This is a genomic window from Dietzia cercidiphylli (assembly GCF_039531545.1).
GTDB classification, from domain to species: Bacteria; Actinomycetota; Actinomycetes; order Mycobacteriales; family Mycobacteriaceae; genus Dietzia; species Dietzia natronolimnaea.
Genome location: NZ_BAAAQG010000009.1, coordinates 106,151 through 129,093, shown reverse-complemented (window position 1 = coordinate 129,093; position 22,943 = coordinate 106,151). Strand labels below are relative to the sequence as shown.

Annotated in this window: 25 protein-coding genes; 12 read left to right on the top strand and 13 right to left on the bottom strand. The window is 70.9% G+C overall.

The genetic code is table 11. The features are described from left to right. Together ABD250_RS10550 and ABD250_RS10545 are read left to right on the top strand one after the other, a co-directional pair. Window positions 1–657 (top strand): MFS transporter (locus ABD250_RS10550; RefSeq protein WP_344392152.1); only part of this gene is annotated, 657 nt, incomplete at its 5' end. Between the two features lie 108 nt (window positions 658–765). Then, entirely contained in the window at window positions 766–2,355 is a 1,590-nt protein-coding gene (locus ABD250_RS10545) for an HNH endonuclease signature motif containing protein (protein WP_344392150.1), read from the top strand. A 69-nt stretch (window positions 2,356–2,424) separates the two neighbouring features. Here the strand turns inward: ABD250_RS10545 and ABD250_RS10540 are convergent, their stop codons facing one another. From ABD250_RS10540 to ABD250_RS10525, 4 genes are all read right to left on the bottom strand, one after another. Then, window positions 2,425–3,279: an alpha/beta fold hydrolase gene (locus ABD250_RS10540; RefSeq protein ID WP_179526084.1), complete on the bottom strand. Its 855-nt coding sequence runs from the start codon at window positions 3,277–3,279 to the stop codon at window positions 2,425–2,427. 40 nt (window positions 3,280–3,319) lie between these two features. Next, window positions 3,320–3,892 (bottom strand): SRPBCC family protein, encoded by a 573-nt coding sequence (locus ABD250_RS10535; protein WP_182659285.1) that lies wholly within the window; start codon window positions 3,890–3,892, stop codon window positions 3,320–3,322. Further along, complete coding sequence (locus ABD250_RS10530; RefSeq protein ID WP_182659286.1) at window positions 3,889–4,695, bottom strand: alpha/beta fold hydrolase; 807 nt, start codon at window positions 4,693–4,695, stop codon at window positions 3,889–3,891. The genes ABD250_RS10535 and ABD250_RS10530 overlap by 4 nt, the downstream gene beginning before the upstream one ends. Before the next feature lie 123 nt (window positions 4,696–4,818). Continuing rightward, entirely contained in the window at window positions 4,819–7,077 is a 2,259-nt protein-coding gene (locus ABD250_RS10525) for a catalase (RefSeq protein WP_182659287.1), read from the bottom strand. Between the two features lie 216 nt (window positions 7,078–7,293). On the opposite strand from ABD250_RS10525, the gene ABD250_RS10520 reads away from it, so the two are divergent. From ABD250_RS10520 to ABD250_RS10505, 4 genes are all read left to right on the top strand, one after another. Further along, window positions 7,294–8,511: an AI-2E family transporter gene (locus ABD250_RS10520; RefSeq protein ID WP_182659288.1), complete on the top strand. Its 1,218-nt coding sequence runs from the start codon at window positions 7,294–7,296 to the stop codon at window positions 8,509–8,511. Window positions 8,512–8,536: 25 nt separating this feature from the next. Then, window positions 8,537–9,748 (top strand): acyl-CoA dehydrogenase family protein, encoded by a 1,212-nt coding sequence (locus ABD250_RS10515; protein WP_182659289.1) that lies wholly within the window; start codon window positions 8,537–8,539, stop codon window positions 9,746–9,748. Next, a complete protein-coding gene (locus tag ABD250_RS10510) occupies window positions 9,745–10,206 on the top strand; it encodes a hypothetical protein (RefSeq protein WP_182659290.1) in 462 nt (153 codons plus the stop codon). The genes ABD250_RS10515 and ABD250_RS10510 overlap by 4 nt, the downstream gene beginning before the upstream one ends. A gap of 120 nt (window positions 10,207–10,326) precedes the next feature. After that, a complete protein-coding gene (locus tag ABD250_RS10505) occupies window positions 10,327–11,259 on the top strand; it encodes an alpha/beta fold hydrolase (RefSeq protein WP_241730782.1) in 933 nt (310 codons plus the stop codon). A gap of 82 nt (window positions 11,260–11,341) precedes the next feature. Here the strand turns inward: ABD250_RS10505 and ABD250_RS10500 are convergent, their stop codons facing one another. Beyond that, entirely contained in the window at window positions 11,342–11,806 is a 465-nt protein-coding gene (locus ABD250_RS10500) for a hypothetical protein (protein ID WP_182659291.1), read from the bottom strand. A 212-nt stretch (window positions 11,807–12,018) separates the two neighbouring features. On the opposite strand from ABD250_RS10500, the gene ABD250_RS10495 reads away from it, so the two are divergent. Then, window positions 12,019–12,621 carry a CG0192-related protein gene (locus tag ABD250_RS10495; RefSeq protein ID WP_179524059.1) on the top strand — a complete coding sequence of 201 codons (603 nt, stop codon included), beginning with the start codon at window positions 12,019–12,021 and terminating at the stop codon, window positions 12,619–12,621. A gap of 119 nt (window positions 12,622–12,740) precedes the next feature. On the opposite strand, the gene ABD250_RS10490 is transcribed toward ABD250_RS10495, so the two are convergent. The 4 genes from ABD250_RS10490 to ABD250_RS10475 all read right to left on the bottom strand — a co-directional run bounded on the left by ABD250_RS10490 (window position 12,741) and on the right by ABD250_RS10475 (window position 16,324). Then, the gene (locus ABD250_RS10490) at window positions 12,741–13,292 is read right to left on the bottom strand and encodes a YceI family protein (RefSeq protein WP_179524060.1); all 552 of its coding nucleotides are present in this window, start codon (window positions 13,290–13,292) and stop codon (window positions 12,741–12,743) included. A gap of 118 nt (window positions 13,293–13,410) precedes the next feature. Further along, on the bottom strand, window positions 13,411–14,322 hold the full coding sequence (locus ABD250_RS10485; protein WP_344392141.1) for an alpha/beta hydrolase: 912 nt from the start codon (window positions 14,320–14,322) through the stop codon (window positions 13,411–13,413). Continuing rightward, window positions 14,319–14,972, bottom strand: a complete 654-nt coding sequence (locus ABD250_RS10480; protein ID WP_182659249.1) for a TetR family transcriptional regulator — start codon at window positions 14,970–14,972, stop codon at window positions 14,319–14,321. The genes ABD250_RS10485 and ABD250_RS10480 overlap by 4 nt, the downstream gene beginning before the upstream one ends. Further along, on the bottom strand, window positions 14,969–16,324 hold the full coding sequence (locus ABD250_RS10475) for a flavin-containing monooxygenase (RefSeq protein WP_182659250.1): 1,356 nt from the start codon (window positions 16,322–16,324) through the stop codon (window positions 14,969–14,971). The genes ABD250_RS10480 and ABD250_RS10475 overlap by 4 nt, the downstream gene beginning before the upstream one ends. Window positions 16,325–16,481: 157 nt before the next feature. Between ABD250_RS10475 and ABD250_RS10470 the strand changes: the two genes are divergently transcribed. Then, the gene (locus ABD250_RS10470) at window positions 16,482–17,279 is read left to right on the top strand and encodes an SDR family NAD(P)-dependent oxidoreductase (RefSeq protein ID WP_182639689.1); all 798 of its coding nucleotides are present in this window, start codon (window positions 16,482–16,484) and stop codon (window positions 17,277–17,279) included. A 92-nt stretch (window positions 17,280–17,371) separates the two neighbouring features. Continuing rightward, window positions 17,372–18,193 carry an SDR family NAD(P)-dependent oxidoreductase gene (locus ABD250_RS10465; RefSeq protein WP_344392162.1) on the top strand — a complete coding sequence of 274 codons (822 nt, stop codon included), beginning with the start codon at window positions 17,372–17,374 and terminating at the stop codon, window positions 18,191–18,193. A 48-nt stretch (window positions 18,194–18,241) separates the two neighbouring features. Here the strand turns inward: ABD250_RS10465 and ABD250_RS10460 are convergent, their stop codons facing one another. Together ABD250_RS10460 and ABD250_RS10455 are read right to left on the bottom strand one after the other, a co-directional pair. Further along, on the bottom strand, window positions 18,242–18,652 hold the full coding sequence (locus ABD250_RS10460) for a cupin domain-containing protein (RefSeq protein WP_182610516.1): 411 nt from the start codon (window positions 18,650–18,652) through the stop codon (window positions 18,242–18,244). Continuing rightward, window positions 18,649–19,074, bottom strand: coding sequence for a DUF1622 domain-containing protein (locus ABD250_RS10455; protein WP_182610515.1), 426 nt, complete (start codon window positions 19,072–19,074; stop codon window positions 18,649–18,651). The genes ABD250_RS10460 and ABD250_RS10455 overlap by 4 nt, the downstream gene beginning before the upstream one ends. 81 nt (window positions 19,075–19,155) lie before the next feature. Between ABD250_RS10455 and ABD250_RS10450 the strand changes: the two genes are divergently transcribed. From ABD250_RS10450 to ABD250_RS10440, 3 genes are read left to right on the top strand one after another with little or no spacing between them, the layout of a single operon-like run. Next, window positions 19,156–20,286 (top strand): LLM class flavin-dependent oxidoreductase, encoded by a 1,131-nt coding sequence (locus tag ABD250_RS10450; protein ID WP_182658215.1) that lies wholly within the window; start codon window positions 19,156–19,158, stop codon window positions 20,284–20,286. Window positions 20,287–20,346: 60 nt separating this feature from the next. Further along, window positions 20,347–20,709, top strand: coding sequence for an MTH1187 family thiamine-binding protein (locus ABD250_RS10445; protein ID WP_182658216.1), 363 nt, complete (start codon window positions 20,347–20,349; stop codon window positions 20,707–20,709). After that, entirely contained in the window at window positions 20,706–21,056 is a 351-nt protein-coding gene (locus ABD250_RS10440; RefSeq protein ID WP_182658217.1) for a hypothetical protein, read from the top strand. Before ABD250_RS10445 ends, ABD250_RS10440 begins: the two co-directional genes overlap by 4 nt. A gap of 52 nt (window positions 21,057–21,108) precedes the next feature. On the opposite strand, the gene ABD250_RS10435 is transcribed toward ABD250_RS10440, so the two are convergent. Beyond that, window positions 21,109–22,128, bottom strand: a complete 1,020-nt coding sequence (locus ABD250_RS10435; RefSeq protein WP_338404150.1) for an esterase/lipase family protein — start codon at window positions 22,126–22,128, stop codon at window positions 21,109–21,111. A gap of 108 nt (window positions 22,129–22,236) precedes the next feature. Continuing rightward, window positions 22,237–22,943, bottom strand: a 707-nt coding sequence (locus ABD250_RS10430) for an SDR family oxidoreductase (protein ID WP_344392133.1), incomplete at its 5' end; no start/stop codon positions are given.

The following is a 22,943-nucleotide window of genomic DNA, read 5'->3' as shown; positions in this document are numbered from 1 at the left end:
CTGCTCCCTCTATCTCGGGGGAACTCTCCGCTCATCTCCGCGTGTCCACCAGAACGGGAACGGTCCACCTCGATCCTCGTGGGCATGGGTCTGTACGCGCAGCTGCTCGTCATCCCCCAGATACTCCAGCTCCCGGTGGCCACCGGCCACGGGCTGGGGCAGTCGATGGTCGCCATGGGGCTGTGGATCGCGCCCGGCGGGTTGGCCATGATGGCCGTCTCCCCGATCAGCGGACGACTCATCACCACACGGGGTCCCAAGCCCACGCTCATCCTGGGATCGCTGGTCATCGCATCGGGGTACGCCTCCGCCATGTTCCTCATGGGCTCGACGTGGGGCGTCATGATCGCGGCCGTCATCACCAGCTCCGGCGTGGGTCTGGCCTACGGTGCCATGCCCGCCCTCATCATGTCGTCGGTGCCGCACTCCGAGATGGGGTCCGCCAACAGCGTCAACACCCTCATGCGGTCGATCGGCACCACCACGGCCGCGGCGGTACTCGGGGTGATCCTCACACAGATATCCGTGGACTTCGGGGGGCTGTTCGTGCCCACCGAGACCGGTTTCCGCGTGGGCCTGTTGCTCGGGTGCGGGGTCGCTCTGGCGGCTGCCGCGGTCGCCGCCATGATCCCGCCCCCGTGGGAGGCGGAGGACTGACCCACGGCACCCCGGGACGCACCCCCCGAGGCGTTGCAGGATCGTTACCTGATCCGCATATGTGTTCGATATAATCGAACACAGGAGCGATTCAGGCGAGGAGTAGCGATGATCTGCAGTGGCAGTGCGGCCGATGGCGTGGCCGCCGAGCTCCTCGCCTCAGAGGTACTGTTCGCCGAGAATCGGGCGGCCGCCGCGAGATGCCGGGGTGTCCATGCCCTCGTCGAGCACCACGAACGGCAGCTCGAGGCGCGGCTGCGGGAGATGGGCCCGGGGGAGCCTGACTGGTCCAGGCTCGACCCCATCGATCACACCTGCCAGTCTCTGGTGGCCACGACCGGTGTGACGTACTCGCGGGCGAGTGACGTGGTCGGGTTGGCCGTGGACGTGCACGCCTGGGCCCCCGCGGTTCTGGATGCGATGGAATCGGGGCTGTTGTGCGAGCGCATCGCGATGCTGCTGTGTAGCCGGATCAGGGACGTGGACCCCTCCCTCAGCCACGAGGTGCAGGCCGCTGTCGTCGAGGACTATCTCAAGCGACTCCACAGGGGGGAGCGGCCCAACCGGAGGACGATCTCCCGGCACGCGGACAACGTCGTCGCGAAGATCGACCCGGAGGGCGAGGCCGAGCGCCGCCGTGACGCCGCCTTCGGTCGGGGTGTGCGATTTCGCAGAGAAGACCGCGGGATGTGCACCATGACAGCCCGTCTGCCCGCAGCTGCGGGGGCGGTTCTCGCGGAGCGAATCGACGCCTTCGCGGGAAAAGCGGCGCCGGGTGACCGCCGCACCCTCGCGCAGCGGCGCGCCGACGCGTTGGTGGCGATGGCCACCGGTGACCATGTCGTGGTGGACCCCGACGGCGGGTATCGCGGCACATCCGCCGCAGGATCTGCGGACCCGACGCCGGGTTCAGCCCGCGGCTCGGACGCGGCTCGGGGCGGGGGAAACGGCGCGCGCACGGGCGAGGCCGCCGGCAGCGGGGCCGGTGATGGTGCCCCTGCTGCTGCGGAGGCTGCGGCGGGGCAGCGGGGTGCCGATGGAGCGGACGACCCCGTGCACGCACCGGTGAACGTCTCGCCGCTACTGCGTCCGCGTGTGACCGTGATCGCCAACGGAGTCGGAGCGCCTCAACTGGAGTTCGCCAGAACGGGAGAAGCAGCGCTCGAGACCCTGACCCGTCTGCTCGAGTCCGCGAAGGGCGCGACCTTCGAGCTCGTGGACACTCGACCCGGAACCCACGATGGCGGTGAGAGCGCCTATCGCTATCGGATTCCTCCAGACCTGGCGCGACGGGTCCGAATGAGAGACGGGACCTGTCGGCATCCCGGTTGCGCGGTGCCGGCGGAATCCTGCGACATAGATCATATTGTCCCCTTCAACCACTCCGATCCCTCGAGTGGCGGGCTGACCATCGAGAAGAACCTGATGTGCATGTGTCGGCGGCATCACCGGTACAAGACCTTCTCCGACGCCCACTATGAGTACCTCGACGGCGGGCGGATCAAGATCCGATTCGGCAGACATGTCCTGACCACAACTCCTACAGGCCCGCTGGCGCGGGCCCGCGGGTTCGTGACCGCCCCGGTGTCCCCGCGTCCCAACCGGCCACCCGGGAGGTCGCCGGGCGCCAGCTCCGAAGATGGCCCCGAGCGCAGCAGGCGGCGCGGCGATCACGACGACGACCCGCCCCCGTTCTGACGGGGGCCGGACCCCGGATCCCGGACCCGCGCCCCGGGCGCTCTCTCTGCTATTGGTTCTGCCGCCGGCTCAACTCTGCGCGCGGGCGATGATCTCCTCGGCGAGCTCAGCTGGGCGTTCCTCGGGTATCCAGTGGCTCGCACCGGACATCTCCACGAAGCGGTAGTCGGCGTCCACGTAGTGGGCGGTCCGCTCGGCGCCACCGCGGCCGAGTGCCGGGTCGTGATCGCTCCAGACGAAGGTCGTGGGCACGCGGACACGGGCGGTCGCCTTCCCGGGTGAGGCGAAGGGCAGCGCGCGGTACCACCCCAGTCCACCGGGAACGGCGCCGTCGGCGACCATCTCGCTGCGGTAGCGGGCGATCATCTCCGGCGTCATGCCCATCGTGGCGAGAGCGCGTTCCGCCGGGCCTCCGTCCGAGGTGAGCACCCGCTCGGGAACCCACGGCAACTGGAAGAACCCGATGTACCAGGAGCGCAGCAGCTGGTCGGAGACGATCATCGCGCGGCGGAAGGCCGCCAGGTGGGGCACCGACACCGCGGTGAGCGACCGGACCCGGTCGGGATGCGCGGCGGCCACACCCCACGCCACGGCCGCGCCCCAGTCGTGGCCGACGACGTGGGCGGCGGGCAGGTTCGCGCTGTCGAGCAGGGCGAGGACGTCGCCCACCAACTCGGACAGTCGATATGCCCGCCGACCCCTGGGGCGGGCGGTGGAGCAGTAGCCACGCTGGTCCAGGACCAGCGTGCGGAACCCGGCCGCGTGGAGGAGGGGCGCCACCGCGTCCCAGCTGCTCGTGCGCTGCGGGAATCCGTGGAGGAGCACTACGACCTCGCCGTCGGCCGGGCCGGAGTCGATGGCCCGGAAACGGAGGCGGCCGCGGGAGAACGTGATCTCCGCGGACCGCGGCGGCTCGGAACCCAGCGATTCAGAACTCGGCGGAGTCTGGCCTGGGACGGTCGGATCAGCCACGGACGTATCCTCTCCGGACGGCCCGCTCGAGGATGCCCAGGGTCGCTTTGAGTGCGGACGCGTCCAGCACCGGCAGGATGCCGGAATCGCGCCACTTGGGATGGGCGTCGGACCAGTCGTAGTAGCTCACGACCTCCGTCAGTGGCCCGTCGAGGTCCCCGGCGCTGCCTCCGCCTCCGTCCGCGGTCCCGCTGCCGAGCTGCGTCAGGCGATACCCGTAGGTGTGACCGATCGGGGGCTTGATCTGGCCGTCGATGGTCCAGGCGATCTCCTCACCCGGCACGAACCGGGTGATGATGACGGTCACGTCGTACCGCCCGAGGTCATAGTCGCCGAGCGACTCGCGGTCCATGTGCACGACGAACCGGTCTCCCGCCGCCGTGACCGTCGAGCCCTCGGCGGATTGGAGCATTCCCGAGGAATCGATGGCCACGTGACCGTCCGGGTCGCAGAGCACGGCGAACACCCGGTCCGCCGACGCCGCGATGACCCGCGTGGCCTCGAGGCGTGTCCCGGGGGCGGCGTCGTCGGCACCGGACGAGCTGGTCGGTTCGTTGTCCGTCATGCCGTTGACGCTACCTCCGGGCCATCAGGCCCTGACCTGACGACCTCTCGGATTACTCGCGCGCACAGGTCGGGGTCGTCGATCATCGGGACGTGGCCGACGCCATCCAGGCAGAGGTGACGTGCCCCGGGCAGCAACTGCCTGGCGCTGACGGCATTGACCTCCGGCGGGAAAATCCGGTCCTCAGAGGACCACGCCACCGTCACCGGGCACGGCAGAGGATCCATCGGTAGGACTCGCTCAGTGGTCCCCAGCAGATCCGGGGCCACCACACAGCCCGCGAGGTCTCGGACCATATCGGCGGCCTGGCGGGGCGTGAGACGGTCGCCGCGTTCGGCCGCGTCGCGCAGGAACCGCCGGCGCAACACGGAGGATCGGAGGACCAGGGGAGCGAGAGGGCCTGCCATCCGGGCCATCAACCGTCCCCGTCGGATGGTCGAGGTCGCGTGGGTCTCGTCCGCCTCCCCGGGGGTCCAGCATCCCGCGGGGGAGAGCGCGCACACACTGAGCGCTCGCCCGCGCCGCGCCAACTCGATGGCCATCCAACCGCCCATCGAGTTGCCGGCGATGTGCACGGAGGCCAGACCGCGCTCGTCCAGGAGCGCCTCGACGTCGTCGACGAGCCCGGAGATGGTCGCCCGCCCGACGGCCGCAGGGCCACCGCGGTGGCCGGCGGCCGTCGGGACGATAAGGGAGAAGTCGGCCCCCAGAAGCGGGACGACGTCGTCCCAGACTCGGGCCGAGTTCGTGACCCCGTGTAGGAGCAGGAGCTGGGGGGACAAGTCAGCTCCGTGTGAGCGCATTCGTGCACGGTAGCCGAGGCTCGTCGAGCTTTCCCCTGGTTGGGTGGCCCGGTGCAGCAGCTTCTCGGGCGCGCGAGCAGGAAGGTGGCCTGCCCGCGCCACCTTCCTGCTCGCGCAGGTCCGTCAGACCCGGGCCGGATCCGGCCGGTCCCACGCACGGTGGGTCGCCAGCAGCGGCTTGAGCGCGGGCAGGACTCCCGCCGCCTCGTCCACCACCACGACACCGGGGGTGTCGGCGGTGAGCCCGAAGTCGACGAACTGGTCGACGGGCGCGAGCGAGGCGATCGCCTTCTTGTGGCGGAACATCTCGCTGATCAGCACGTCCGTGTTCGCGTCGGCGGGCAGGTCCACCACGACCAGGGCGTCGAACTCGATGGACCGCTGGGTGCGGTAGGTGCGGGAGACCGTGACCGTCTCTGCATCGTCCGCATCGCTTCCACCGAGCGTGCCGCCGGTCGGGGCGATGACCAGCGGGACCATGTCGTCGTCGAACACCGCCTGCTCCAGCGCCTTGACCGCGGCGACGTCGGAGGCCTCGGTGACGAGGATCCCGATGAGGCGACCGTCAGACGGCCACTCCCGCCCGATCTGGGAGAGCGCGGGGCTCGTGACGACCTCGGCCACCGGGACCTTGGCGGGCGCGGGGAGACCGAGGCCGGTGGCGACGGTGACGGCGAGGTCGTGGTCGATGTGGGCCAGCTGCTCGACCTGGCGGACCTTGATGTTCTCCTCGTAGCACTTGCCCAGCTCGAAGGTGTACGCGCCGGCGATGTGCTCCTTCTCCACCTCGGTCATGCTGTTGTAGAACAGGGTCGCCTGCGAGTAGTGGTCGTCAAAGGTGGCCGGGGCGTCCCGGACCACCTGCGCGTCGGCGATGTGCTGCGCCACCTCGACCAGCGCACCGTCGTCGGCACCGGCGAGGAACGGGCACCCGCCGTCGAGGCTGTTCGGCTTGTACGGCGCGACCCCCACGTGGTCGGCGGTCTGGTGCATGCCGTCCCGCAGCATGTCGTTGACCGGGGCGTGCGGGCGGTTGATCGGCAGCTGCCCGAAATTCGGTCCACCCAGCCGCGAGATCTGGGTGTCGAGGTACGAGAACAACCGGCCTTGGAGGAGCGGGTCGTTGGTCACGTCGATCCCGGGCACGAGGTGCCCCGGGTGGAACGCGATCTGCTCCGTCTCCGCGAAGTAGTTCTTGGGGTTGGCGTTGAGCGTCATGGTGCCGATCACCTGGACCGGCGCGAGCTCCTCCGGGACGAACTTGGTCGGGTCGAGCAGGTCGATGCCGTGGAACATCTCGCTCACCCCGTTGGAGTCGACCGTGTCCGGGAACACCTGGATGCCCAGGTCCCACTTGGGGAACGCGCCGGCCTCGATGGCGTCGGCCAGGTCGCGGCGGTGCAGATCCGGATCCATACCGGCCGCGATCTGGGCCTCCTCCCACACCAGCGAGTGCACACCGAGGTGGGGCTTCCAGTGGAACTTGACCAGGTTCGTCTCGCCGGCCGCGTTGATCAGCCGGAACGTGTGGACGCCGAAGCCCTCCATCATCCGGTAGGAGCGGGGGATGCCGCGGTCGGACATGTTCCACATGGCGTGCGCCTGGCCCTCGGTGTGGAGGGAGACGAAGTCCCAGAAGGTGTCGTGCGCGCTCTGGGCCTGCGGGATCTCGCGGTCCGGGTGCGGCTTGCCGGCGTGGATGACGTCCGGGAACTTGATGGCGTCCTGGATGAAGAACACCGGGATGTTGTTGCCGACCAGGTCCCAGGTCCCCTCCTCCGAGTAGAACTTGGTGGCGAACCCGCGGGTGTCCCGCACGGTGTCGGCGGACCCGCGCGACCCGAGGACTGTGGAGAAACGGACGAAGACCTCGGTCTGCGCACCCTGCGCGAACAACCCGGCCCGGCACACGCTCGCGGCCGCACCGTTGGCCTCGAAGACACCGTGGGCGCCGGCGCCGCGGGCGTGGACGACGCGCTCGGGGATCCGCTCGTGGTCGAAGTGGGTGATCTTCTCCCGCAGGTGGTGGTCCTGCAGCAGGGTCGGGCCGCGGCGGCCGGCCTTCTGGGAGTGGTCCGTGTCGGCGACCCGTGCCCCCTGCGCGGTGGTGAGGAACTCACCCTGCTGACGGGCGGCGTCCTCGGTGTCCGCGGACTCGGCCCCGGTGGGGCTGAACGGCGTGGCACCCTTCTGGTCCGGCTTGGGGGGCAGGGGGCCGGTGGGATCGGTGGGCTCCTCGAGCGAGGGGGGCTTGGGCGCCGGGACGCCGGGCACGACATCCCCACCGCCGATGACCTGATCGGCGAGTGTCCCGGCGGCGTCGGCGACCTTCTTGGCAGCGGCGCCGGCCGTCCTGGATGCGGCGGACTTCTTGTCGGACATGTGACTCCTCCGAGGGTTGGGTGTGAGTTCACGGGTGTCACACCGACTCTCCCACTCGGCGCGGACTTCGCAACCAGTCGCGAAGGGGTCGGAGCAGGAGTACGCTCCGGCGCTCGGCCACCCGGTCCCGCGGCGTGTGGGTCCCGTTCCCGGCGGCGTGCCCTCATGCGGCGCGAAGTCGACGTCGTCTGAGGTCAGCGCGCCTATGGTGTTCCCATGACGACCCACGGTGAGGACGCCGGCACCGCCGCGATCCCCCGATCCCATCTCCCGTATCCGATGGTCCTGGCGGCGGCCTGGGCGGCCTGCCTGCTGCTGATCGCCGGAGGCGGGTGGATCCTCGGCCAGGCCATCGGCCGACTGTCGGTGATCCTGGCGCCGCTCGCGATAGCGGTGTTGCTCGCCGCCATGCTCCGGCCGCTGGTGGACCGCGTGCCCCGGCGGGTCCCGCGGGCGCTGGCGGCGCTCGTCGTCGTCCTCGGGGTCCTGGCGCTGGTCGTGGGCTCGCTGGCGGTGGTCACCACCCAGCTCGCGACCGGGGTCCCGGAGATGAGGGAGAAGATCGGCAGCGGCGTGGACACCGCTCTCCAGTGGTTGGAGGACGGCCCGCTCCACCTCACCGCCGACCGGCTCCAGGAGGCCGTCGCGCAGGTCCGCGCCTGGATCGAGTCCCACTCCGAGGCGGTGGCCGCGGGCGCGGTCCAGTTCGGGCACACGGCCGTCGACGCGGTGGCCGGTCTGCTCATCTGCCTGGTGGCACTGTTCTTCTTCCTCTATCAGGGGGAGAAGCTGTGGGCGTTCTTCGTCCGGTGGTTCCCCCGCGCGAGCCGCCTCAACGTCGACCGCGCGCTGCGACAGGGCTGGGGCAGCCTCGGCGCCTACACCCGGACGCAGCTCACCGTGGCCGCGATCAATGCCACCGGGGTCGGGCTCGGTGCGCTGGTGCTGCGCGTGCCCTTCGTGATCCCCATCGTGGTGGTGGTGTTCCTCGCGTCGTTCGTCCCCATCGTGGGCACCCTCGTCGCGGGGCTGATCCCCACCGCGCTGGCGCTGGTGGACCGGGGACCGGTGATCGCGATCGCGATGCTGGCGATCGTCCTGGTGGTCCACCAGGTGGAGTCGCACGTGCTGCAGCCCGTCCTCATGGGTCACGCGGTGGCCCTCCACCCGCTGGCCGTGATCGTGGTGGTGGCCTCGGGCACCTACCTGTTCGGCATCGTGGGAGCGCTGTTCGCCGTCCCCGTCACCGCCATGGTGAACACCGTGGTGAGATACCTGGCCGGAGGGACGGACGGGGACGTGGACCGGGAACCCGGCGAGGCGCCGGGACTGGTGCCCGACCGCGCCGTGGTCTCCGGGCCGGACGACGACGAGAGGTCCGGACCGGATGACGACGAGCCCGCGTCACCCGGCGGCGACCCCGCCACCCGCTGACCCACCACCCCACCGAGAGGAACCGATGACCTTCAGCATGGAACCGACCGACGAGCAGCGCGAGCTGCAGGACTGGGCCCACGCCTTCGCCGAGGAGGTCATCCGGCCGGCCGCCCGCGAGTGGGACGAGCGCGAGGAGACGCCCTGGCCGGTCATCCAGGAGGCCGCCAGGATCGGGCTGTACGGCTACGAGATCATGGCCACGCTGCGGCAGGACGACACCGGTCAGTCCTACCCGATCCTGTGTGAGGAGCTGTTCTGGGGCGACGCGGGGATCGGCTTGTCCATCATGGGCACCGGACTGGCCGCGGCGGGCATCGCCTCGGCCGGGACCACGGACCAGATCATCGAGTGGGTGCCCCGCTGCTACGGCACCGAAGCCGAACCGGCGGTCGGCGGGTTCTGCTCGTCCGAGCCGGAGGCCGGGAGCGACGTGGGCAACATGCGCACCCGGGCCCGTTACGACGAGGCCACGGACGAGTGGGTGATCTCCGGGCAGAAGGCCTGGGTGACCAACGGCGGGGTGGCCTCGGTCCTCGTGGTGCAGGCGGTGGTGGACCCGGAGCTCGGTTCCCGCGGCCAGGCCGCCTTCGTCATGGAGGCCGGGACCCCCGGGATCGAGGCCGGACCCCGACTCAAGAAGCACGGCCTGCGCGCGTCGGCGACCGCCGACGTCTTCTTCGACGACGTCCGGGTGCCGGGCTCGGCGCTGCTGGGCGGCAAGGAGAAGCTCGACGAGAAGCTGGCCCGCGCCCGGGAGGGCGAGCGGACCGGGGGCCAGGCCGCCATGGCGACGTTCGAACGGACCCGACCCACCGTGGGCGCGATGGCCGTGGGCATCGCGCGGGCGGCACACGAGTACGCGCTCGAGTACGCCAAGGGGCGGGTGGTGTTCGGCCGACCGATCATCGAGAACCAGGCCATCTCGTTCCTGCTCGCGGACATGGCGGTGGAGATCGACGCCTCGCGACTGCTGGTCCGCCGGGCCGCGTGGTTGGGCGCGACCCGGCAGCCCATGGCCCGGGCCGAGGGCTCCATGTCCAAGCTCAAGGCCGGCCGTACCGCCGTGTGGGCCACCGAGCGCGCCATCCAGATCCTCGGCGGGGTGGGGTACTCCCGCGAGTACCCGGTCGAGCGGATGCACCGCGACGCCAAGATCTTCGACATCTTCGAGGGCACCGAGCAGATCCAGCAGCTGGTGATCGCCCGCGCGATCTCCGGTCAGCGGTTGCCGTGACGGACGTCGAGGTGGTGCGGGCGAGCGTGGTCCGCGCCCCGCGCGACGAGGTGTGGGCGCGCGTGGTCACCGCGGACGGGGTCAGTGACGAGTTCCGGCCTCTGTTGCGGATGCGCTTCCCGGCGCGACTGGCGGGGGCCTCCATCGCGGACGTGCCGCTGGGTCGGCCGATCGGGCGCGCGTGGATCCTGCTCGGCGGGGTCATCCCGGTGGAGTACGACGACCTGGTCCTGGTCGACCTGGAGGCCCTCCGGTTCTTCCAGGAGCGTTCGGAGCTCGGGTCGTGTCGGGTGTGGGAGCACCGCCGCGAGCTCGAATCGCTGGCCGACGGCTCCACCCGCGTCACCGACACCCTGCGGGCCGTACCGCGTGCGCTGGTGCCCGGATCGGTCGTCCGTGTGGTGGTCGGGGCACTGTTCGCCCACCGGCACCGGCGGCTCGCGCGGGAGTTCGGATGAGCGTCCGGGCCGGATGTGATAGAGAGAACTGCTCCCCGGGCCCCTGATGGCGCACAATGGGTCGAGGTGCTCCTTGCGACGAGGTACGGCGCGGAGACCGTCCCCGAGGGGGAATGCGACATGCAGAACAGCGATGTGCACAAGACCGAGATGCAGCGGACAAGGCTCCACGGACGCGAGCTGGCGTACCGCGAGGCGGGAGCCGGCGAGGGCAAGCCGACGCTGCTCCTCATCCACGGCATGGCGGGCAGTTCCGTCACCTGGCGGGAATTGATCCCGCGCCTGGAATCGAGGTTCCACATCATCGCCCCCGACCTGCCGGGCCACGGGGAGAGCTCCCTGGACTTCGACGACTACTCGCTCGGGGCGATGGCCTCCGCCCTGCGCGACCTGCTGGTGGTCAAGGGCATCAGGCGGTGCACGGTGATCGGCCAGTCGCTCGGTGGCGGCGTGGCCCTGCAGTTCGTCTACCAGTACCCCGACTTCTGCGAGCGCATCGCGCTGATCGGCAGCGGCGGCCTGGGCAAGGAGGTCAACTGGATCCTGCGCCTTCTCGCGGTCCCCGGAGCCGAGCTCCTGCTGACCGCGGGTGCGGCCCCGTTCCTGGTGTCCGCCGGGGACAAGGCCCGCGGGTTCCTCACCGGCAGGGGTGTCCGCGCGATCGCGCTCGAGGAGCCGTGGGCGGCGTACGAGTCGCTCGGCAGGCCCGGGCACCGTCGCACGTTCTTCAAGACCCTCCGGGCGGTCGTGGACAACAAGGGGCAGGCCGTCTCCGCCAGCAACAGGCTCTATCTGGCGGCGCAGTTGCCCTTCCAGCTGATCTGGGGCGACCGCGACCCGATCATCCCCGTCTCGCACGGGCTCACCACCCACGAGGCGATCCCGGGCAGCCGGCTCGCGATCGTCGAGGGCACCGGGCATTATCCGCACGTCGAGGACCCCGCCGCGGTCGAGCGGATCCTCGTCGACTTCATGGAGTCGACCGAGCCCGGCCACATCGACCACCAGCTCCTCGGTGAGCTCGTGACCGCGGGCGGCGACGAGGCCCGATAGGGGACCGCCGATCCGACAGGGCCCGGCTGGAGATGACGGCGGCCCCGGCCCCGTCGTGGGGGCCGGGGCCGGCTCGGGTCTGTCAGGCGTCGGTCTCGACCGTGTCGCCGCCCGTCGCGACGTCGTCGCCGGTGGCGTCGTCGGCAGCGGTGTCGTCGCCGTCGGTCTCGGTGCCGTCGGTGTCACCGTCCCCCGGGATCTCGGCGTCGATGCCACGGAGGATGTCGATCGCGCCCGCGATGTCGCCGGTCATCGCGGTGGAGATGGCCAGGTCGGCGTTCGCCTCGCACTCCTCGCCCGACAGTCCGGGCGCGACGCCGCCGACGGAACCGAGGAAGTCGTACGCGGAGATCGTGCCGCAGAGCTGCTGCGCGATGTCCGAGACCTCGGCGGGGGTCTCGGCGCCGTCGATGTCCGTCTCGACGGTCGTGGGGGCGCCGACCGACCCGCTGTCGAGCCCGGGGAGATCGCTCTGGGCGGCGGCCAGTCCCGCACCGGAGAAGGACAGGGCGGCAGCGGAACCGATGATCGCGATGGTCTTCTTCATGGTGGTCACCTTTCGTTCGGGCGCCGGGGTCTCCCGGAGACACGGCGGTCACCGTAACGGCGACAGTGCCAGCGTGCTGTGACCGCGATCACTCCCCGTCGGAGCCCGGTCGGTGGAATGTCGTGATGCGCTGGAGCGACGGCGCCCGGACAAATTCTTCTTCATCTCGCGGAGTGTTTGCCGCGTCGACGCTCTCCGGGGATGCTTGTCCCATGAGTGGAACCGCCGAGATCTATGACGCCGTCCTCAGCCCGGGCAAACTCGAGTTGCTCCGGGCGTGGATCCGCCACCAGTCGTGGTTCGACGGTGACCCGACGCGGCTGGAGCAGGTGACCGCCTACCGGTTCGTCGACCCCGACGGCGAGGTGGGCATGGAGGCCTTCCTCGTCTCGGACGGTGCGCGCACGTTCCACGTCCCCGTGACCTACCGGGGGGCGGAGCTCCCGGGGGCGCAGGACGCACTGGTCGGGACGCTCGAACACTCTGTCCTCGGTCGTCGCTGGGTGTACGACGCGCCGGCGGACCCCGTGTACGTGACCGAGGTGCGGCGGGTCGTCAGTCACCGCGACACCGCCGCCGACCATCTGGCGGTGGAGGACGGCACGGTCACCCCGTCGCCCGTCAACGTGCGGGGCGGTGGGGACGGGGCGACGGGCGACAGCGACGCCGATGCCGCACCTCAGGTGATCCGGGTGATCTCGGAGGAGAACGACGCCGAGGCTGACCGCCCCCTGATCGGCTCGCCGGGCACGCTCAGCGGGACCTGGGAGGACGCCGACGGCTCGCATTCCGCGGTCTTCGTCGTCGTCTCCTAAGACCTGTCGGCTAGGACCTGGCGGCTAGGGCCTGGCGGTGCAGTTCTTGCCGGGGGGCGCCGTCCGGCCCCGGGGGCGTCACGGGGCCGGACGGGGGTCCCGGCCGGGCCGGGCGGGACTCAGGCCTGCTTGATGGCCGAGAGCTCGATCTCGAGGGTGACCTTCTCGGAGACGAGCACGCCACCGGTCTCGAGCGCCGCGTTCCAGGTCAGGCCGAAGTCGCTGCGGTTGATGACCGTGGTGCCCTCGAAGCCGGCGCGGAGGTTGCCGAACGGGTCGGTGGCGGTGCCCTCGTACTCGAACGGGATGGTCACGGACTTGGTGGTGCCCTTGATGGTGAGGTCGCCGGTCACGTCGACGCCGCCGGAGCCGTTGGCCGCGATCTTCGTCGAGCGGAAGGTGATCTCCGGGTGGTTGTCCATGTCGAAGAAGTCGTTGGACTTCAGGTGGCCGTCGCGGTCGGCGTTGCGGGTGTCGATCGAGGAGGCGGTGATGACGACCTCGGCGGTCGCGCCGTCGACTCCCTCCGCGGGGACGGTGACCGTGCCCGTGTAGTCGTTGAACGACCCGCGGACCTTGGTGACCATGGCGTGGCGGGTGACGAAGCCGAGGCGGGTGTGGGTGGGGTCGATGTTCCAGGTGCCGGTGAGGTCGGTGAGCGTCGCGGTCATGGTGACTCCTTCGGTGGTCCCCGGCTGGACACCGGGGCGATTGGTTGTTGTGTCACCTACAGTAGCGCCTCAATGGTGATGCGTCAACAAGAAGTTCGGAGGAGTTCGGATCGGACGGTCACCCCACGTGACGACGCAGGAAGTGCAGCGCGTGGGTGACCGCCAGCTCGTGGCACGGCCGGCCGGGGAAGAGGTCAAAATGGTCGCCCGGGTAGTGGCGCACCTCGGCTCGAGCGGCGAACGCCGCGGTGCTCGCGGCGTGCGGCGGCGCGCTGCGGTCCAGGTCGGCGATCTGGACCAGCACGGGGGTCCCGGCGAGCTCCGCGGCCTTTGCGCCCGGTCGGAAGGAGCCCAGTACCGCCCCGACCCCGCCACCGATCTCGTTGCGCCAGCTCGGCCCCGCGATCGAGCCGTAGGCCTCCTCGTATCCCTCCAGGGAGAGCACCGCGTTCGACCCCGGCGGGCCGACCAGGGGGACCAACGGCTCCGTGCGGCCCAGCGCCGCCGCGGCCTTGGCCGCGACCGTGGTGCCGGTGGAGCGGAGCAGGGCGCCCGGTCGGTGCTGTCTGGCGGCGGCCACCGCCGCGGCCCGCCCGTCGACGAGGGGGACCACCGAGATCACCGCCGCGATGCGCGACGCCCCGCCCGGTTCCCGGGCCACCTCGAGCGCGTGCCCGCCACCCAGGGAGCACCCCCACAGGACGATACGGTCGGCGTCGACGTCCGGCCGCGTGGCGACCGCGGCGACCGCCGCCCGGAGGTCGTCCTGCTGACGCGACGGCGAGACGACCTGTCGGGGCCCGCCGTCAGATCGTCCGAAGCCTCGGTAGTCGATCGCGAACGCCGCGTACCCGGCGGCGGCGAAGGCCTCGGCGAACTGGAGCAGACCCGAGTCGGCCGTTCCGCCCAGCCCGTGTGCCAGGACGACGCACGGTGCCCGATCCGTCCCGGCCGCGGGCAGGAACCACCCGCGGCAGGTGTCCCCCCCGGAGCGAAAATCGAGGTCGAGGGGGGTGATCTGGCTGGTCACGAGGGTTCTCCTGGGTTGTCGACCTCCGGGTCCGGGCGGCCGTAGATGGCCCGGACCCACAGGTCCGAGGCGGTGGCGATCATGGGCTCGCGATCCGCACCGGGGTCGTAGACGAGGTGTTCGAGAACCGATTCGTTGATCTGGATCAGGGCGGTGGCGAGCGAGTCCGGGTCGGCCCCCTCGGGGGCCCGGCCGGCCGCCCGCTCGGAGCGGATGTACTCGGCGATGGGCGTCGCCAGCTCGGCCCGCCCTTCGTCCCAGAGGCGGCGCATGGGTTCGTGCGTGGTCCGCGCGGTGAGCAGGGCACGGTAGACGTGCGCGTTGTCGACCATCCGGTCCGCCAGGCGGCTCAGCGTGGCGGACACGCGGGACCGGAAGCGGCCGTCGGAGTTCACCAGCATGTCGTTCGACTTGGCGGCGGTCGCCTGGATGGAGGAGAGCAACACGGTCACCGCCGCGGCCTTGGAGTCGAAGTAGAAATAGAACGCCGAGCGGGTGATGCCGGCCGCGTCGGTGAGGTCGGCCACCGAGATGTCGTCGAGTTTGGTGGTGCGCAGCTGCCGGTCGAGCTCGGCCAACAGGGCCTCGCGGCGTCGATCGCCCCGGGGAGAGCCGTTGGTGCCCTCGCCGGAGGTGCCGTTCCCGCTCACGCGGGCGCCGCCGTCCGGATCATCCCGCCGGAGCGGGCCGCGCGCTCGCGGCCCTCCGGGATCTCCCGGGTCCGCAGGTCGTGCTCGTAGAGGAAGTAGTCCACCTGTTGTTGGTGCCGCGGGGTGTCGAGCATGTGCCCGATGTACTTCTTCTCGTCGGCCACGATGACCTGCTCCATCTCCCCCCGGTCCGGCGTCCGGTACAGGCCCGCCGCCCACGCGGCCGCCAGCCGGGCCTGGGCCTCGACGAACGGGAACAGCGTGGGCGTGGACTGGGCGAATCCGACCATCACGAGGTCGTCGATGCCCGGGGAGAACATCCGCTTGTAGAGCGGCACGTGGTTGTGGGCGTCGGCGCTGAGGAACTCGGGGTCGAAGAAGGGGAACGAGGTGTTGTAGCCGGTGGCCTGGATGACGACGTCGAACTCCTGCGCCGTGCCGTCCTCGAAGTGCACGGTCCGCCCCTCGAACCGGGCGATGTTGCCCTTGGCCGTGATGTCCCCCGAGCCGAGTCGGAGCGGCAACTCGACGGACTGGGTGGGGTGCGCCTCGAAGAACTTGTGGTTGGGCGTGGGCAGTCCGTAGGACTCCGGCCGGCCCGCGGACATCGGTTGCATGGCCTGGATGGCCTTGCGCTGCCACGAGTAGGGCAGGAACGGGAACGTGGCGAAGTACTTGTCGGCCGGTTTGCCGGCGATGTACTTCGGGACGATCCACGCGCCCGACCGGGTGGAGATCACCACCTCGTTCCGCATCACCTTGGAGGACAGCTCGACCGCGATGTCGGCGGCGCTGTTGCCCAGGCCCACCACGAGGATGCGCTTGTCCAGCAACTCGAGCGGGTCCCACGGGTCGACGTAGGCGTGCGAGTGGATCATCTCGCCGGTGAACTCACCCGGGAAGTCGCCGAACCGCGGGTCCCAGTGGTGTCCGTTGCCCACCACCAGCGCGTCGAAGCGGCGGGTGCCGGTGCGTTCGGTGGTCAGCTCCCAGCCGCCGCCCTCGAGCCGTTCGGCGTGCAGGACCCGGTTCTCGAACTCGATGCGGCGCAGCAGGTCGAAGGCCTCGGCGTAGTCGTCGAGGTACTGCTTGATCTGCGAGTGGTGCGGGAAGTCCGGGAACTCCTCGGGCATGGGGAAGTCCCGGAAGCTCAGCTGGTGCTTGGAGGTGTCGATGTGCAGCGACCGGTACGCGCTCGAGCTCCCGTTGGGATTGTCGAACGCCCAGTTCCCGCCGATCCGGTCGGAGGCCTCGAAGCCCACCGCCTCGATGCCGTAGTCGTCGAGCATCTTGAGGGTGGTGAGACCGCTGATGCCCGCGCCGATGACGGCGACAGTGGGGACGGGTGTCATGGAAACCTCTTCGGGCCGGGGACCGCCGCGCCGGGAAGCTATGGCGCGAATCACATTGCGGTCCTAGATTATGACCAGGGATTGACGGGCGTCAACAGCGTCCCGCGCGCGCCGACGGGGCACCCCGCCCAGGGCCCCATCCCGGACGGAGGCGGAAATGGCAGACGACACGACCGGGAGGCGGCACGCGGTGGTGGTCGGTGGCGCATCCGGGATCGGATGGGCCACGGCGCAACAGCTCGCCTCGGACGGGTGGCGGGTGACGGTGGCCGACGTCAACGGCGACCTCGCCGAGGCGCGCGCGGCCGAGCTCCAGGGCGCGGGCGGGTTGGCGGGCGCGGCTGACGCCCCGAGCCACGAGCACAGGGTCGTCGACGTGGTGAACGAGTCGTCGGTGGAGGCGCTGTTCACCGGTATCGCCCCCGAGCTGGTCGTCACCACGGCCGGGGTGAGCACGCTCGGGCTGGTCACCGACCACGACACCGCTGAGTTCAGGCGAGTGGTGGACGTGTGCCTCACCGGCACGTTCCTCGTCCTCAAGCACGCCGGAGGCGTGGTCGGTGAGGGCGGCTCGATCGTCGCCATCGCCTCGCTCAACGCGCGGCAACCCGGACGGGGGATGGCCGCGTACTGCGCGGCCAAGGCTGGCCTGGTGATGCTCGCGCAGGTCGCCGCGCTCGAGCTCGGGGAGCGGGGGATCCGGGTGAACACGGTGTCTCCCGGATTCCTCGTCACCCCGCTCACCGAACCGGTCCTGCAGATCCCCGGGCTCGCCGAGGAGTACGCCGAGAACGCGGCGGTCCCGCACCGGGGCACCGCGGAGGACGTCGCTCGGGCGGTGCTCTACCTCGCCGACTCGCCCTGGATGACGGGGGAGGACCTGGCCGTTGACGGCGGGGCCCAGTTGCGCCGCTATCCGGACGTGCTCGGCCTGGCGACCAAGGCGTTCTCGTGAGGCCGGGTCGCGGCCGCGCGACAAACGGACGCCGGGGTGCGGGCCGCGGGAGAAGCCGCTCCGGCACCCCGGGATTCGCCGGGAGATCCGCGATCGTCACCGGAGGTGGCTCGGGGATCGGCGCCGCACTGGCCCGCGCCCTGGTGGCGGCCGGCGCCCACGTCGTGGTGACGGACATCGATCCGGTGGCCGCCCGGCGGGTGGCGGAGGAGATCACCCCGGGCGCGACGGTCACCGGAACCGCCCGGTCGGAGGCGCTCGACGTCACCGACGCCCGGGCGGTGTCGGACCTGGTCGGCGAGGTGGTCGCCGAGCACGGTGGCCTGGACTTGATGTTCGCCAACGCCGGCATCACCTGGGGCGGGGACACCGAGCAGCTCACCCTGGGGCAGTGGGACGCGATCGTCGACGTGAACATCCGCGGGGTCGTGCACTGCGTCCACGCCGCGTACCCGGAGATGATCCGCCGGGGAACGGGATCGCTCGTGCTCACCGCCTCCATGGGCGGGTTGTGCCCGGCGGGCCTGATCACCAGCTACGCCATGACCAAGCACGCGGTGGTGGGGCTCGGGCTCTCGCTGCGCGCGGAGGCGGCCGGCCACGGCGTCGGGGTGACCGTGGTGTGCCCGGCTGCGGTGGACACCGCGATCCTGGACAAGGGCGAGCTCGACGGCTTCGACGGCCGTCACTACTACCTCGAGGGTCAGGGCGTGCGGGAGCCGCTGGACCCGGATCTGCTGGCGGAGAGCGTCCTGCGTGGTGTCCTGGGGAACCGGGCGCTCGTGATCGAACCCGCGCGGGCGCGGGCGACGTGGCGTCTGCAGCGCCTGTCGCCGGCGCTGATGGACACGATGCTCACCAGGTACGTGCGCGCGACGAGGCGCCGGCGGGACGAGGGGCCCGCCGGCGCCTGACGCCGTGGACGAGCTCGGGGACCCAGGTGGCCCTGTGCCCGAGGTGTCTCAGTGCTCGTCGGCGTCCGATTCGGCCTTGGTCGCGTGGACGGTGCCGTGCTCGTGCTCCGGCGGGGCGTAGATCGAGTAGACCTTGAGCGGCTCGTCGCCGATGTTGGTGACGTTGTGCCACGACCCGGCGGGGACGAGGATCACCCAGTCGTCGCCGACCTCCTCGTCGAACTCCAGGCGGTCCTCGGCCGGTCCCATCTGGACGCGACCGCGACCCTGCTCGACCCGCAGGAACTGGTCGTGGTCCTCGTGCACCTCGAGGCCGATGTCGTCCCCGGGAGCGATCGCCATGACCGTCATCTGCAGGTGCTTCCCGGTCCACAGCGTGGTCCGGTAGTTGGTGTTGGCGAGGGTCGCGTCCTCGATGTTGACGACGTAGGGGTGGGGTCCGTGATCGGTGTCGGTCATGGTGTGGTCCTCTCGCTCTCGTGCACGTCGGCTCGCGCCTGGTCGTCTCCATCATGCCGGGTGCGGTCGGCTCGCGATCCGGCTCGCTTCTGCCACGGCCACCGGCCCGAGATCTCGAGTTCGAGCGACCAGCTGAGGAACGTCCTGATGAGCACGACCAACGCGAGCAACCCCACCGAGTCGTAGCTCGGCGAGATCGCGACGGTCCGGATGATGTCCGCGGCCACCAGGAGTTCCAGGCCCAGCAGGATCGCGCGGCCGAGACGGCGCCGGAATGCGGTGTAGACGTCACCCTCCGGGCCGTGTCGGCGACGCGGGTCGAGGGCGAACATGGCCGCCACCAACGCGCCCACCACGATGGCGGCCACGCCGGCCGCGTCCATGGTCTTGCCCACCAGTTCCACGGCCTCTGTGAACGTCATGAACGAACTGTAGACCCGCCCGGCCGGGGCGAGAGGGACCTCCGCAGACCCTATGGTTGACAAGTCAACTAAAGTGGGGGCATGACTCAGCACACCACCTCCGCCACGCCCGCCACCTCCGCATCTCCAGCGTCACACTCCGTCGCCTTTGGCCTCGACACCTTCGGCGACACCACCGTCGATGACCGAGGCGCGCGGGTCCACCACGCTCAGGTGATCCGGGACGTCGTCGAACAGGCGGTCCTGGCCGACCAGGTGGGCGTCGACGCCTTTGGGGTGGGGGAGCACCACCGGCCCGACTACGCCGTCTCCGCCCCGGATGTGGTGCTCGCCGGCATCGCGACCCGGACGCAGCGCATCACTCTCGGCTCGGCGGTCACCGTCCTGTCCAGCGACGACCCGGTCCGGGTGTTCCAGCGCTTCTCCACGATCGACGCCCTGTCGGGCGGGCGCGCCGAGGTCGTTCTGGGGCGCGGGTCTTTCACCGAGTCGTTCCCGCTGTTCGGCCTCGATCTCCAGCAGTACGAGCAGCTGTTCAGCGAGAAGCTGGATCTGTTCTCCGCGCTGTTGCCCGAGAAGCCGGTCACGTGGTCCGGGGAGCTGCGGCGTCCCCTGGTCGACCAGCGCGTGTACCCGGAGACCGAGGGCGGGCTCTCCGCGTGGATCGCCGTGGGCGGCAGCCCCGAATCCGTGGTGCGCGCGGCCCGGTACCGGATGCCCCTCATGCTGGCGATCATCGGCGGGGCCGCCGGTGGGTTCGCCCCCTTCGCCGACCTGTACCGGCAGGCCAACGCGCAGCTCGCGAGCACCGACGCGCCGCGGTTGCCTGTCGCCGTGCACTCGCCGGGCTTCGTCGCGGAAACCGACGAGAAGGCCGCCGCCCTGGCTATGCCCCACTGGCTGGTCAACCGCAACAAGATCGGCCGCGAGCGCGGATGGGGGGACGCGGGGGAGGCCGACTTCCACCGCGAGGTGAGGTCCGGGGCCATGTACGTCGGCTCACCCGAGACCGTCGCGCAGAAGATCGCCGCGACCGTACGCACACTGGGATTGGACCGCTTCGACCTCAAGTACGCCAGCGGCCCCACCCCGCACGAGCACCTCATGAACTCTGTGGACCTCTACGGCCGCAAGGTCATCCCCCGCGTCCGCGAGCTGCTCACCGTTGCGGGATACGAACCCGGAGTGCCGCAGCAGGTGTCCCGCGTCTGAGGGTCGGCCCCGGTCGGACCTCGATCTGCGCCACGAGCGGGGGAGGCCTACCGTGGTGCCATGCTCTTCGCGTTCTCCGTCGCACCCACCACGACCGCGGACGACTCGGCGTCCATGAGCGAGGCCGTCGCCGAGGCGGTGCGGGTGGTCCGCGCGTCCGGTCTGCCGCATGAGACCACCTCGATGTTCACCACGATCGAGGGCGACTGGGACGAGGTCATGCCCGTCATCCGCGCCGCCACTGAGGCGGTTCTGGCGGTGTCCCCGCGGGTGAGTCTGGTGCTCAAGGCCGACCTGAGGCCCGGGCGCTCCGGTGAGCTGCGCGGGAAGGTGGACCGGGTGGAGCGCCGCCTGCAACACGGCCTGGCGGCGGACCCCGGGGGAGGGGAGAAGGGCGACGACGACGAGGTGGTCGCCCCGTGACCTCCCGCACCCCCTCGGATCACCCTGTGAACGACCCCGGATCCGCCGGCCGGCACGGCGCGGACGGCACTGCCCCGCGTGGTCCTCAGACGGTCGCGTACGTGGCGGCCACCGCGATCGGCGGGATCGGTGCCCTGGTGGTGGCCACCGTGGAGCTGACCTCCCCCGGGGCCGGCACCCTCGACGTCCTGCTGTGGAGCGCGCTCGCCGTCCTGCTCCTCGCTGCGGCCGCCCGACGGTGGTGGTTCGGGACGAGCGACTGGGACAGAAGTCGGGAGACCGGACCAGGGAGGACCAGGGAGGGCCGGAGCGTGGAGGGTCGCAGCAGCAGCAGCGGTAGCGGCTGACCCGGCTCCGGCCCGTTCCGTCCCCGGTCGTCCCCGGTCTGCCCCGGCGGTCTCAGCAGGCGCCCGCGCCGCCGAGCGCCCGGGCGACCATCGAGTGGGTCCGCGGGTCGAGCGCCATCCCGCCGTGGGAGGTCGGGCCACCGCCGCACGCCTGCTCCGGTACCCGCCACCCCACGCCGGGCCCCGGCACGAAGCTCCGCTGCGGTGGCAGGAGATGGTCGCCGCCGGTGGCGATGAGCGTGTAGGCGACCCCGGGCAGGAACGGGGTGCGGTCGAGTCCGTACCAGGCGGTGAGCATGGGGCTGCCGGGTGACAGTTCGGCCAGACCCCGCAGGTTGGCGGCCCAGAGCGCCGCGCCCGCGAGCCCCGGTGGCAGCTGGTGGGGGATCAGCCCGCTGTTGTCCGCGCCCCAGTACCCGCCCACCGAGACCACCCGGCCCACCGCGCCGGGGCGCAACACCTTGGTGGTGTATCCCGCGATCGAGGCGCCCTGGGAGTAACCCACCAGGTCGACCTGGGCCGCGCCGGTGACCGCGCGCACGTGGTCGATCACCCCGGCGAGCTGCGGACCGGATGCGCCGACGATCGAGTCGAGACCTCCCCGGGCCGGGTTGCCCGCGTAGGCGCCGAGGGTCGGGGCGATCACACAGAACCCCTGCCTCCGCAGCGGATCGCCCAGCCGCGGGACCGTGTTGGGGCCGTTGTCGAACGTCCCGTGCACCAGGATCACCGGCCGCGGGTGGGCCGGGGTCGGTCGGCACGTGACCGGGGTGTCCACCGCAGCGGGCGGGCCGGGTGCGCCGATGGGCCCGTTGATGCCGTTGAGCGCCTCGGTCACGTAAGGCCCGAGCTCGCCCGTGGGATCCAGGTCTCCGGCGAGGCCCGTCAGTGCGTCCTCCACCGGCCCGGCGGCGGCCTGCGGGACGAGTCCGGGTACGGCGGCGGGGACCGTGACCGCTGCGGCGACGGGTAGGGCCAGCGCGCCGGCGACGAGGGCGCCGGCAAGTCGGGAACGCAGGCGGCGTGGGGTGCGGGAACCGAGCATGGTGACTCCCAAAGAGTGTGAGGTCACACAAGTATGCGAGTGCCGGGTGGGATCGGGTACCGCGCGGACCTCACGTTCTCGTCGCGAGCAGTGCAACGCTCGAAAGGTGCACCACGATCAGCTCGACGTGAGGCCCTACTGGGCCAGGACCTTGTTGACCAGACGCGTCGCGAAATTGGGCGAGAACTTGGAGATGTTCGCGAGCACGGTCGTCTGCTCACCGACGCTGTAGGACGTGCGATGAAATCGGCGGTCAAGGGTCGTCGGGTGGACGGACTGCCAGACCTTGTCCGCGACCTGCTCGGGAGTGATCTTGATGCCGAGCGTCTTGGTCGTCTTGGCCTTGGGGTCCGCGAGTGCGGTCTTGGCCCACAGCGGCCAGATCCCCACCACGCGCACGCCGTGCGGTGCCCACTCGAGCTCCAACGCCTCGGTCAGTCCGGCGACGTAGAACTTGGCGGCGCTGTACGTGGCGATCCCGGGCTGACCGTAGATCGCCGACGCGGACGCGATGTTGACCAGGTGCGACCCCGGCGTGGCCTTGAGGTACGGGAACGCGGCTTTGGCGCCGAGCGTCACGCCCAACACATCGATGTCGATCTGGGCCTTGACCGCGTCCGCCGAGATCTCCGTCAGGTCGCCGGCGACGAGGACGCCCGCGTTGTTGTCCAGGACGTCGAGCGTCCCGCCGGTGTGCGAGGTGAACTCGCCCAGCGCCTTCTCCCACTGCTGAATGTCGCGGACGTCGAGCTCTCCGGTGATCCAGTCGGGATGCCTCGACCGCACCGTGGCCAGAGCGTCCTTGTCGACGTCGTACACCCCGACTGTCCATCCCTCGCGGC